This is a genomic window from Flavobacterium agricola, assembly GCF_025919725.1.
GTDB lineage: Bacteria > Bacteroidota > Bacteroidia > Flavobacteriales > Flavobacteriaceae > Flavobacterium > Flavobacterium agricola.
Genome location: NZ_CP081495.1, coordinates 1,282,126 through 1,294,104, shown reverse-complemented (window position 1 = coordinate 1,294,104; position 11,979 = coordinate 1,282,126). Strand labels below are relative to the sequence as shown.

The window sequence follows — 11,979 nt, the reverse complement described above, 5'->3', positions numbered from 1 at the left end:
TATGAGTACATCTAAAGTAAAATATTTAGGTAATTTGCGTACCGAATCTACGCATTTGCAATCAGGAGCAACTATTTTAACTGATGCTCCAACAGATAATCACGGACGTGGCAAAGCCTTTTCACCAACCGATATGTTAGCCAATTCTTTAGCAACTTGTATGCTAACGGTTATGGGTATTAAAGCCGAAACTTTAGGAGTTGATTTTACAGGAGCAACTGCAGATGTAACCAAAATTATGGGTACAGAACCAAGACGCGTAACCGGAATTAAAGTTGTTTTAAATATGGGGATTGCAGCCGATGAGAAAACCAAAACTATTTTAGAACGTACCGCATTTACTTGCCCAGTACATTTTAGTTTACATCCAAAAATAGAAAAAGATATTACCATTAATTGGTTATAATGACAGACAAAAATTTGCTAATTGAATTAGCGTATTCTAAAATGCCCTTCGGTAAATACGAAGGGTATTTTCTTGTAGATTTACCCGAATATTATGTGGTTTGGTATCACAATAAAGGTTTCCCAGCCGGTAAGTTAGGGCAACAACTCCAGATGGTTTACGAAATAAAATTAAATGGGTTAGAAGGTTTAATTCGTAAAATAAAACAGCAGTATCCTAATCCGTTTAAATAGTTCATAAAATTATATTTAAAAAAGGTTTTTCATTTCTTAATGAAAAATTATAATTGTATTTTTGCCTACTTTGTAGCGAATACAAATCAACAACAACACAACATAATTAAATAGTAATGAGTAATACAAAGTATATTTTCGTAACAGGTGGTGTAACATCATCTTTAGGAAAAGGAATTATTGCAGCATCCCTAGCTAAACTACTACAAGCAAGAGGATACCGCACAACCATTCAAAAATTTGACCCGTATATTAATGTAGATCCAGGAACCTTAAATCCTTACGAACATGGTGAATGTTATGTAACCGATGACGGAGCTGAAACCGATTTAGATTTGGGTCATTACGAACGTTTTTTAAACGTTCCAACATCACAAGCAAATAACGTAACTACGGGCCGTGTTTATTTATCGGTAATCGAAAAAGAACGCCGTGGTGAATTTTTAGGTCGTACCGTACAAGTTGTTCCACATATTACCAATGAAATTAAAGAACGTATGCAATTGTTGGGTACAACAGGCGAATACGATATTGTAATTACCGAAATTGGTGGAACAGTTGGTGATATTGAATCATTACCATATATCGAATCTGTACGTCAGTTATTATGGGATCTAGGCGAAGAAAACGCAATAGTAATCCATTTAACTTTAGTACCATATTTAGCTGCCGCTGGCGAATTAAAAACCAAACCAACGCAGCACTCGGTTAAAACTTTAATGGAAAGCGGTATTAAAGCTGATATTTTGGTTTGTAGAACCGAACATGAATTATCATTAGATATTCGTAAAAAATTAGCAGCATTTTGTAACGTAAAACAAGAAGCCGTAATTCAATCTATTGATGCAGGAACTATTTATGAAGTGCCTAATTTAATGTTAGAAGAAGGTTTAGATCGCGTTGCGCTTAAAAAATTAAACTTACCAGAAAAGGCTGAACCAGATTTAAAAAACTGGAACGAATTTTTATCACGTTTAAAAAATCCAAAACACGAAGTAAATATTGGTTTAGTAGGTAAATATGTAGAATTGCAAGATTCGTACAAATCTATTTTAGAAGCCTTTATTCACGCAGGTGCATCAAACCAAACCAAAGTAAACGTTGTAAGCATTCATTCTGAATATATTGATGCAGCAAACGTAGCAGAAAAATTAGCTAATTTAGATGCTATTTTAGTAGCACCAGGTTTTGGAGGTCGCGGAATTGAAGGTAAAATAGAAACGGTTCGTTACGCACGCGAAAACAAAATTCCATTTTTAGGTATTTGTTTAGGTATGCAAATGGCTGTTATAGAATACGCCAGAAATGTTTTAGGTTTTGCCAATGCCAATTCAACCGAAATGAACGAGCAAACAGCTTATCCGGTAATCAACATTATGGAAGAGCAAAAATTAGTTACCGAAAAAGGCGGAACCATGCGTTTAGGTGCTTGGCAATGTAGTTTAGAACCGGGAACTTTAGCTCATAAAATTTACGGCCAATCAGATATTTTAGAGCGTCACCGTCACCGTTTCGAATTCAATAACGCATATAAAGAGCAATTAGAAGCTGCTGGCTTAATTTGTTCGGGTGTGAATCCAGAAACCGGATTGGTTGAGGTAATCGAAATTAAAGAACATCCATTCTTTATCGGCGTTCAGTATCATCCAGAATATAAATCAACTGTGGCAAGTCCGCATCCTTTATTTATTAACTTTGTGGCAGCAGCGGTTGCGCACAAAAACCAATAAGCAAATCGCTTACAAACAAGATTATTAAACATTTTTTTAAATGGAAGAAAAAAAATTTGACATCAAATCTATTATTGGATTGTTATTAATTTCCGGAGTAATGATCTGGATGATGTATAACAACGTCAATAAAGAAAGTGAAAAAATGGCTCAAGAAGTTGAGCAAAAGCAAATTGAAGCTAAAGCTGCCGAAGCACAACAATTGTCTGAAAATATTGTTGCTGCAGCCTCAGATTCAACCAAACTAAATGCTTTACAAGCAACATTAGGTGCTTTTTCTTACAGCGCAACTTTACCATCTGCAACTGATGCCGTAACCGAAGTTTCAAACGGGGTTTTAACCTTAAAGTTTGCTAACAAAGGAGGATATTTAAAAGAAGTTATTTTAAATAACGAAGAAAACTTTCAAACCAAAGAACCTATTACTTTAGTTAAAGACGGTAACTCGTTTTTAAATATGGAAGTTAAAACGTTAGATAACCGCATTTTAAATACGCAAGATTTATTTTTCGAACCTACATTAACTAAAGAAGGTGATAATCAGGTTTTAAGCATGCGCTTAAAAGCTTCAGAAAATTCGTACTTAGAATACCGTTACGTATTACGTCCAGATAATTACATGATGGACTTTGGAATTCGTACCCAAGGTTTACAATCGGTAGTTAACACAACTTCACCATTAGATTTACAATGGCAGTTAAAAGCGTTTCGTAACGAACAATCGGTTTCGTACGAAAATCGTTATACAGAAGTTTTTTATGAATACGATGGTAAAAAAACAGATTATTTAGGACAAGGATCTGTTGCTGAAACAAAGGAAAACGATGTAACTTACATTGCTTACAAACAGCACTTTTTTACCTCAATTTTACTTACAGATACGCCGTTTAATAATGTGGAACTAAAGTCTGAAAACATTGTTAAAGACGAAAAAATTGATACTACATTTACTAAAAACTTTTACTCTAGCATTCCGTTAGATTTTAAAAACGGTGAAGTAAATTATGCAATGAATTTATATTTCGGTCCGTCGGATTACGAATTGTTAAAATCATACGATAAAAATTTACAAAAATCAATCTCATTAGGTTGGGGTATTTTTGGATGGATTAACAAGTTTTTATTTATTCCTATTTTTGGAGTTTTAATTAAATTCATTCCTCACGGTATTGCAATTATTGTTTTTACCATAATTGTACGTTTGGTTATGTCGCCAATTACATACAAATCATATGTTTCGCAAGCTAAAATGAAAGTTTTACGCCCAGAAATTAATGAGTTGAATGAAAAGTACGCTAAAGACCCGATGAAAAAACAACAAGAAACCATGAAGTTGTATTCATCTGCAGGGGTAAACCCAATGGCAGGTTGTTTACCAGCCTTAGCGCAAATTCCGGTTTTCTATGCGTTGTTCCAGTTTTTCCCGGCAGCTTTTGATTTAAGAGGAAAATCTTTCTTGTGGGCACACGATTTAGCAACGTATGATGCAGTAATTAAATTACCATTCTACATTCCATTTTATGGTAACCACGTAAGTTTGTTCCCTATTTTAGCATCAGTAGCTATTTTCTTTTACATGAAAATGACAACAGGTGATCAGGCCATGAGCACACCACCGCAAGAAGGTATGCCAGATATGGGTAAAATCATGAAAATCATGATTTACGTTTCGCCAGTAATGATGTTGTTTTTCTTTAACAACTATGCATCAGGTTTATCGTTATATTATTTTGTATCAAACTTAATTACCATTGGTATTATGTGGGTAATTAAAAATAGAATTGTAAATGAAGATAAAATTCATGCACAAATTCAAGAAAACAAAAAATCTGAAAAACCAAAAAGTAAGTTTCAGCAAAGAATGCAACAAATGCTAGAACAAGCAGAAGAGCAGAAAAAAGCTAAAAACAATAAATAAATTAAAAAGCCCGAATGTTTAATTCGGGCTTTTTAATGGCATTAACTTAAGCTTTATTCGGTTTCGTTTTTAGGTATAGTTTTTGTTTTGTAATTTTGCAAATTACTAAGTCCATAATTATGAAAATTTATACTTTATTTATGCTGTGTATGGTTCAGTTTGCTTTGGCTCAAAACGCATACAATAGCAACGGTAAGCGCCATGGTAAATGGTCGGGTGTTTATAAAGACACCAATAATTTACGCTATGAAGGTGAATTTAATGATGGAAAAGAAGTAGGAATTTTTTATTTATACGACAATACCAAAAATAAGGTAGTAATCTCTACGCGCGATTTCACAGCAAATAATGGTGTTGTTGTCGAAACATTTTTAGATCAGAAAGGAAACAAAGTAAGCGAAGGTAGCTCTATTAACGGTAAAAAAACGGGCAAATGGGTGTACTATTTTAAAGATAGCAATACCATAATGTCTGAAGAAAATTACGCAAACGGATTGTTAGAAGGTGAATCTAAAACCTTTTACAAAAACGGTAAGTTATTAGAACATAAATATTATAAAAATAACGCCTTACATGGCAAATACCAGCGATTTACCGAGCAAGGCAACTTGTTGCATAACTTAAATTATGCAGAAGGTAAATTAAATGGGCTGGGTGAATATTACTCATCAACCGGTAAAATATATACCAAAGGTGAATATAAAGATAATATTAAAGTTGGGCATTGGCCGGTGTTTGATAAAAATGGTAAAGAAGTTAGCGTGAGTAAAACGCAAATTACAAACCCAAAGCGCACCGCCAAATCAAACGCAAATAAAACAAAATAAATACTATGAAACGTGTAGTTGTAGGTTTGTCAGGCGGAGTAGATTCTAGCGTGGCAGCTTATTTGTTAAAAGAACAAGGATACGAAGTAATTGGCCTTTTTATGAAAAATTGGCACGACGATTCGGTTACCATATCAAACGAATGTCCTTGGTTAGAAGACAGCAACGATGCCATGCTGGTTGCTGATAAATTAGGAATTCCTTTTCAAACTGTTGATTTAAGTGAGCAATATAAAGAACGTATTGTTGATTATATGTTCAGTGAATACGAAAAAGGACGTACGCCAAATCCCGATGTTTTATGTAACCGAGAAATTAAATTTGATGTGTTTATGAAAATTGCATTAAGTTTAGGAGCCGATTACGTAGCTACTGGGCATTATTGCCGTAAAGCAGAAATTGAAACCGAAAACGATCCGGTATATCAATTACTTGCTGGGGTAGATCAAAACAAAGATCAATCGTATTTTTTATGTCAATTATCGCAAGAACAATTGGCAAAAGCGCTTTTCCCGATTGGAGAATTAACTAAACCTCAAGTTCGAGAAATTGCTGCAAAATTAGATTTAATTACGGCCGATAAAAAAGATTCTCAAGGATTGTGTTTTATTGGTAAAGTACGTTTGCCAGAATTTTTACAACAGCAGCTAAAACCGAAAGAAGGATTAATTTACGAGGTTGATGCAAATCATCCTATTTATAATCAGCCTAAACCAAGTTTTCAGACTAAAGAAGAAGAACTTGCTTTTTTAGCAAAAGATATTGCCTATGAGCCGCAATTTGGTAAAGTTGTTGGCAACCACCAAGGTGCGCATTATTTTACAATTGGGCAGCGTAAAGGATTAAATGTAGGAGGAACTAAAGAAGCACTATTTATTGTTGCAACCAATGTAAATGATAATGCCATTTATACAGGGCAAGGTCATGCACATCCGGGGTTATTTAAAAAAGCATTGTTTATTGATCAATCCGAATTACATTGGATTCGTGAAGATTTACGTTTAGCACCTGGAGAAACAATGGAAGTTATGGTACGTGTGCGTTACCGCCAACCGTTGCAAAAAGCAACTTTACATCAAGTAAATTCGGGGATGTACATTGAATTTAATGAACCACAATCAGCCATTACGCAAGGTCAATTTGCAGCATGGCATATTGACGATGAATTAATCGGATCTGGTGTGATCGCATAATATAAAGCCGTTTAAGAACTACTTAAACGGCTTTTTTTAAGCAACATATTTTAAAAAGTTTACTACATTTATACAAACCAAAAATACTTTTGATTGATGAATAGAATAACTGAACTTTTTGGCATTGAATATCCAATTATACAAGGTGGAATGATTTGGAACAGCGGTTATAAATTAGCTGCAGCGGTTTCTAACGCAGGTGGTTTAGGATTAATTGGTGCCGGATCTATGTATCCAGAAGTTTTGCGCGAGCATATTCAAAAATGTAAAAAAGCAACCAATAAGCCATTCGGTGTTAATGTACCGATGTTATATCCGCAGTTGGACGAAATCATGAATATTATTGTGGAAGAAGGAGTAAAAATTGTTTTTACATCAGCCGGAAATCCTAAAACTTGGACTACCTTTTTACAGCAACACAATATAATTGTAGCTCACGTAGTTAGTAGTTCAAATTTTGCTTTAAAAGCGCAAGAAGCTGGTGTGGATTGCGTAGTTGCAGAAGGTTTTGAAGCAGGCGGGCACAATGGCCGTGAAGAAACAACAACCTTAACTTTAATTCCGGTTGTAAAACAACAAGTAACTATTCCTTTAGTTGCTGCCGGCGGAATTGCTACGGGCAGAGCCATGTTAGCAGCAATGATTTTAGGAGCAGATGGGGTGCAAGTTGGTAGCCGATTTGCTGCGTCAGTAGAAAGTTCAGCACATGCTAATTTTAAACAAGCTATTTTACAAACGAAAGAAGGCGATACGCAAGTAACGTTAAAAGAATTGGCACCCGTACGTTTAATTAAAAATAAGTTTTTTAACGAGATTCAGGAACTTTATAAAAACGGAACTGATGTAGATGCACTAAAAGGTCATTTAGGTCGCGGACGAGCAAAAAAAGGCATGTTTGAGGGAGATTTAGAAGATGGCGAACTTGAAATTGGTCAAATAGCAGCCTTGTTTACTGATATAAAACCTTGTCAAGAAATTATAAACGACATGATTACCGAGTACCAAGCTTCAAAAGCTGGTATTTCACAACTTTTTTAATATGAATACAATAAAAATGTTTTTTGCAGCATGTTTTATGCTGCTAACGGCTTCAGGTTGGGCACAAGCTAGAACCGATTTTACCGCAACTGCAGTAACTATGAGTGCAATTCAGAAAAATGGAAAATGGTCTGAATATCCGCCGTTTAAAAAAACAGAAGTTCCGATTACGATTGATTTTGAAAGAAATAGGATAATTGTTTATTCTGAGTTTGAACAAGTTTATCGCATTGCCGAATATTACCCGGAAAAAGAAAATAATACCGAGTTTATTAACTTTTTTAGATGTTTAAGCAATGAAGGAGAAACGACTGAAATAACTTTAACTACATCTAAAACCACTAAATTATCGCAAATGTACATTAAAGATAAATCGCGTGTTTTACTTTATACCATGAAACAATTATAAAATAAAAAATCCCTAAATATATATTTAGGGATTTTTTGGGTATTAAGGCATTAAGTTTAAATCCGAATCGAATTTATATTCTTTTCCGTTACTCAAGTTAATTTCATGTACTTGATTTTTGTATTCATATTCTAAAATGGTAACGGGTGTTTTAGAGTTTTTATTTGCGTATTCTACAATTTTAGCAGGAACTAATTCATGTGGAATTGCTTTGCCATTTCCTTCAACTTGTAACAAGTTCCCGTTTAAATCAAATTCTATTTCTGTACCGTTGGTTAAAGTAATTTCAAAACCATCGTCGGTATTTTTAACATCGGTTAAGCTTTCATTCGGAAAATATTTCGCAATAAAATCAGCCGATGTTAAACCAGCTTCGTCTTGCAATCCTGAATTATCCTGAAACGATTCCGTAGTTGTTTCTGTAACTTGATTTGCGTTTGTTTCTGCTTTATCTTTTTTACACGACCAAATTAGGCCCGATAAAACGACTAATAAAAATAGTTTTATACTTTTTTTCATACCATATAGTAGGTTGGTTACTTACAAACAACGCACAAAGAATAAAAAAATTGTATGCATAAAAAAACCATTGCGAACAATGGTTTTTAAAGCATTAAAAGTTGGGTTTTAATGTGTATTTTTTATAGAAGTTGTCTAAAATTTCAACAACTTCATCTTCGTTGTCAACAATTTTAATCAAATTCATATCATCTGGTGATGCATTTTTGTACTTGTCAATCATTACGTTTTTAATCCAGTCTAATAAACCTGACCAGAATTCGCGACCTACTAAAATGATTGGGAATTTTCCGATTTTTTTAGTTTGAATTAATGTAATTGCTTCAAACAATTCATCTAAAGTTCCAAATCCACCTGGCATAACAACAAATCCTTGCGAATATTTTACAAACATTACTTTGCGTACAAAAAAGTAATCAAAGTTTAAGTTTTTGTCTTTATCGATATATGGGTTAAAATGTTGCTCAAAAGGCAATTCGATATTTAAACCTACCGATGTTCCACCACCTAAATGTGCACCTTTATTACCAGCTTCCATAATACCAGGACCACCGCCGGTAATTACGCCGTACCCGGCTTTAGAAATTTTATAAGCAATTTTTTCTGCTAATAAATAGTTCGGATCGTCAGATTTTGTGCGGGCAGAACCAAAAATAGAAACACAAGGACCGATGCGGCTCATGTTTTCGTATCCGCTTACAAATTCAGACATGATTTTAAAAATTGCCCACGAATCGTGCGCACGAATTTCATTCCAAGTTTTTTGTTGAAATTTCTCTTTTATCTTTAGTTCTTCTTTTTCAAATTCTTCGTTACTCATCTTTAAAAATAATTTTGCCGGTTTCTAATTTAATTCTTTTTTCAAAAACCTAGCTGTGAAACTTTTTTTATTTTTTACAATTTCTTCGGGAGTACCAACTGCAACTATTTGGCCCCGCGCCTTTACCGCCTTCATAGCCCACATCAATAATATAATCTGCAATTTTAATTACATCCATGTTGTGTTCAATAATTAAAACGGTATTTCCTTTGTCAACTAATTTTTGGATGACATTCATTAAAACGCGAATATCTTCAAAATGTAATCCGGTTGTTGGCTCGTCTAAAATATAAAACGTATTTCCGGTATCGCGTTTAGAAAGCTCAGTTGCTAATTTTACACGCTGCGCTTCACCACCCGATAAGGTTGTAGATTGTTGACCTAAGGTTATATATCCTAAACCAACATCTTGTATGGTTTTAATTTTGCGATAAATTTTCGGAATGTTTTCAAAAAACTCAACCGCTTCATCTACCGTCATATCTAAAACATCTGCAATAGATTTACCTTTGTAACGTATTTCTAAGGTTTCTCTATTAAAACGTTTGCCGTTACATGTTTCGCATTCAACATGCACATCAGGTAAAAAAGCCATTTCTATGGTTCTAATTCCCGAACCTTCGCAAGTTGCGCAACGTCCTCCAGCTACGTTAAAGCTAAAACGCCCTGATTTATAACCGCGTATTTGCGCTTCTGGTGTTTGGGTAAACAAATTTCTGATTTCGGTAAAAACTTCGGTGTACGTTGCTGGGTTAGAGCGTGGCGTACGCCCAATCGGACTTTGATCTATAGCAATTACCTTATCAATATTTTCTAAACCTTCTATATTTTTATACGGCATCGGTTCTTTAACAGCATTAAAAAAATGCTTGTTTAAAACCGGATATAAGGTTTCGTTAATTAAAGTTGATTTACCTGAGCCAGAAACCCCAGTAACTACAATTAACGTGCCCAAAGGGAAAGTTGCGGTAACATTTTTTAAATTATTACCTGTTGCACCTTTAATGGTTAAGCTTTTTCCGCTACCTTTTCTGCGTTCTTTAGGAATAGGAATGGCTAACTCGCCTTTTAAATATTGGGCCGTTATAGTATTTTCTTTTAGTAATTGTTTTGGTGTTCCTTCTGAAATAATTTTACCACCAAAACGACCAGCTTTAGGGCCGATATCAATTACATAATCTGCCGATTCGATCATGTCTTTATCGTGTTCTACAACAATAACCGAGTTGCCAATATCGCGCAATTGCGTTAACGATTTAATTAGCTTTTCGTTATCGCGTTGGTGTAAACCAATGCTTGGTTCGTCTAAAATATATAAAACACCAACCAATTGAGATCCGATTTGTGTTGCTAAACGAATACGTTGTGCTTCACCACCCGATAATGTTTTTGAACTGCGATTAAGCGACAAATAATCTAAACCTACATCTAACAAAAATTGTAAACGTGTAGTAATTTCTTTTATTACTTCTTCACCAATCGCTAATTGCTTTTCAGATAGTTTGGGTTTAACTTCATTAAACCACAAAGCCAAATCTAAAATATCCATCGCGCTTAATTCGCCAATATTTTTTTCAGCAACTTTAAAGAATAATGATTCTTTACGAAGGCGTGTTCCGTGACAAGTTTCGCACGGAATTTCATCCATAAATTCTTTAGCCCAACGTTTTATTGTTGACGATGCAGCTTCGTCGTATTGATTTTTAATAAATTGAGAAATGCCTTCAAAATCTAATTTGTAATCTTTAGTAATTCCTAAGGTTTTAGAATGAATGGCAAATTTATCTTTACCGCCGTTTAAAATTACATCCATAGCTTCGGCCGGAATGTTCTGAATCGGATCGGTTAATTTAAAATTGTATTTCAGTGCAATGATTTCTAATTGCTTAAAAATCCAGGTACTTTTTTGTTCGCCCAAAGGTGCAAAACCACCATTTTTAATAGAAAGTTTTGGGTTAGGAATAATTTTATCTAGATTTACTACTTGCGTATTACCCAAACCGTTGCATGATGGGCAAGCTCCTTTTGGAGAGTTGAATGAAAAGAAATTAGGTTCTGGATTAGGATACGATAATCCGGTTGATGGGCACATTAAATTACGGCTAAAAAAACGAGCGTTTTCTGTACCGTGTTCTATTACCATCATTACATCATCGCCATGGTACATGGCGGTTTGAATGCTTTCGTTTAATCGTTTTAAGGTTTCTTCGTCATCATTTACTAACAAACGGTCAATCACGATTTCAATATCATGCGTTTTATATCGATCAACTTTCATGTTGAATTCAATATCTTTAATTTCGCCATCAACACGAACCTTAACGAATCCTTGTTTCGAAATTTGTTCAAAAAGTTCTCGATAATGTCCTTTTCTAGAACGAATTACGGGAGATAATATATTGATGCGTTTGCCTTTAAAGCTTTCTAAAATAAGTTCACGAATCTGATCGTCGGTAAAACTAACCATTTTTTCGCCTGTGTTGTAGCTGTACGCATCGCTAGCGGGCGTACAAAAGGCGTAAAAAATCGTAAATTTCTGTAATGGTACCAACGGTTGAACGTGGGTTTTTAGAAGTTGTTTTTTGCTCGATTGCAATTACTGGCGAAAGGCCATCGATTTTATCTACATCGGGGCGTTCTAATCCGCCTAAAAATTGGCGGGCATAAGCCGAAAAAGTTTCTATATAACGACGCTGTCCTTCAGCATAAATGGTATCAAACGCTAAGGATGATTTTCCGGATCCGGATAAACCGGTAATTACTACCAATTTTTCGCGCGGAATTTTTACATCAATATTTTTTAAATTGTGTGCTCGAGCACCTAAAACTTCAATATATTCGTCTTGTTCTAACATATTTAAGGCAAAACGCAAAGATACGTTTTTT

The 11,979-nt window shown here is 34.6% G+C and carries 10 protein-coding genes and 1 pseudogene; 8 read left to right on the top strand and 3 right to left on the bottom strand.

Annotated elements, in window-relative coordinates; all coding sequences use genetic code 11:
* Window position 1 precedes the first annotated feature (1 nt).
* The 8 genes from K5I29_RS06495 (at window position 2) to K5I29_RS06460 (ending at window position 7,754) form a co-directional block, all read left to right on the top strand.
* Window positions 2-406, top strand: a complete 405-nt coding sequence (locus tag K5I29_RS06495; RefSeq protein WP_264435083.1) for an OsmC family protein — start codon at window positions 2-4, stop codon at window positions 404-406.
* Window positions 406-639, top strand: a complete 234-nt coding sequence (locus K5I29_RS06490; RefSeq protein WP_264435082.1) for a DUF3820 family protein — start codon at window positions 406-408, stop codon at window positions 637-639. The genes K5I29_RS06495 and K5I29_RS06490 overlap by 1 nt, the downstream gene beginning before the upstream one ends.
* Before the next feature lie 116 nt (window positions 640-755).
* Window positions 756-2,369, top strand: a complete 1,614-nt coding sequence (locus K5I29_RS06485) for a CTP synthase (RefSeq protein WP_264435081.1) — start codon at window positions 756-758, stop codon at window positions 2,367-2,369.
* 40 nt (window positions 2,370-2,409) lie between these two features.
* On the top strand, window positions 2,410-4,287 hold the full coding sequence (gene yidC / locus K5I29_RS06480; protein ID WP_264435080.1) for a membrane protein insertase YidC: 1,878 nt from the start codon (window positions 2,410-2,412) through the stop codon (window positions 4,285-4,287).
* A gap of 119 nt (window positions 4,288-4,406) precedes the next feature.
* A complete protein-coding gene (locus tag K5I29_RS06475; protein ID WP_264435079.1) occupies window positions 4,407-5,114 on the top strand; it encodes a toxin-antitoxin system YwqK family antitoxin in 708 nt (235 codons plus the stop codon).
* Between the two features lie 5 nt (window positions 5,115-5,119).
* A complete protein-coding gene (mnmA, locus tag K5I29_RS06470; protein ID WP_264435078.1) occupies window positions 5,120-6,307 on the top strand; it encodes a tRNA 2-thiouridine(34) synthase MnmA in 1,188 nt (395 codons plus the stop codon).
* Between the two features lie 96 nt (window positions 6,308-6,403).
* Window positions 6,404-7,345, top strand: coding sequence for an NAD(P)H-dependent flavin oxidoreductase (locus tag K5I29_RS06465; RefSeq protein ID WP_264435077.1), 942 nt, complete (start codon window positions 6,404-6,406; stop codon window positions 7,343-7,345).
* Between the two features lies 1 nt (window position 7,346).
* Complete coding sequence (locus K5I29_RS06460) at window positions 7,347-7,754, top strand: hypothetical protein (RefSeq protein WP_264435076.1); 408 nt, start codon at window positions 7,347-7,349, stop codon at window positions 7,752-7,754.
* 42 nt (window positions 7,755-7,796) lie between these two features.
* Here K5I29_RS06460 and K5I29_RS06455 read toward each other — a convergent pair whose 3' ends face one another.
* From K5I29_RS06455 to uvrA, 3 genes and pseudogenes are all read right to left on the bottom strand, one after another.
* Complete coding sequence (locus K5I29_RS06455; protein ID WP_264435075.1) at window positions 7,797-8,273, bottom strand: PepSY-like domain-containing protein; 477 nt, start codon at window positions 8,271-8,273, stop codon at window positions 7,797-7,799.
* 94 nt (window positions 8,274-8,367) lie between these two features.
* The gene (locus K5I29_RS06450) at window positions 8,368-9,093 is read right to left on the bottom strand and encodes an LOG family protein (RefSeq protein ID WP_264435074.1); all 726 of its coding nucleotides are present in this window, start codon (window positions 9,091-9,093) and stop codon (window positions 8,368-8,370) included.
* A gap of 24 nt (window positions 9,094-9,117) precedes the next feature.
* Window positions 9,118-11,948, bottom strand: a pseudogene (gene uvrA / locus K5I29_RS06445) (excinuclease ABC subunit UvrA).
* Window positions 11,949-11,979: the final 31 nt, after the last annotated feature.

Coding starts and splice junctions, on each gene's coding strand:
- K5I29_RS06455 (WP_264435075.1), bottom strand. CDS start 8,273: ATGAAAAAAAGTATAAAACTATTTTTATTAGTCGTTTTATCGGGCCTA.
- K5I29_RS06475 (WP_264435079.1), top strand. CDS start 4,407: ATGAAAATTTATACTTTATTTATGCTGTGTATGGTTCAGTTTGCTTTG.
- K5I29_RS06495 (WP_264435083.1), top strand. CDS start 2: ATGAGTACATCTAAAGTAAAATATTTAGGTAATTTGCGTACCGAATCT.
- K5I29_RS06465 (WP_264435077.1), top strand. CDS start 6,404: ATGAATAGAATAACTGAACTTTTTGGCATTGAATATCCAATTATACAA.
- K5I29_RS06460 (WP_264435076.1), top strand. CDS start 7,347: ATGAATACAATAAAAATGTTTTTTGCAGCATGTTTTATGCTGCTAACG.
- K5I29_RS06490 (WP_264435082.1), top strand. CDS start 406: ATGACAGACAAAAATTTGCTAATTGAATTAGCGTATTCTAAAATGCCC.
- mnmA (WP_264435078.1), top strand. CDS start 5,120: ATGAAACGTGTAGTTGTAGGTTTGTCAGGCGGAGTAGATTCTAGCGTG.
- K5I29_RS06450 (WP_264435074.1), bottom strand. CDS start 9,093: ATGAGTAACGAAGAATTTGAAAAAGAAGAACTAAAGATAAAAGAGAAA.
- K5I29_RS06485 (WP_264435081.1), top strand. CDS start 756: ATGAGTAATACAAAGTATATTTTCGTAACAGGTGGTGTAACATCATCT.
- yidC (WP_264435080.1), top strand. CDS start 2,410: ATGGAAGAAAAAAAATTTGACATCAAATCTATTATTGGATTGTTATTA.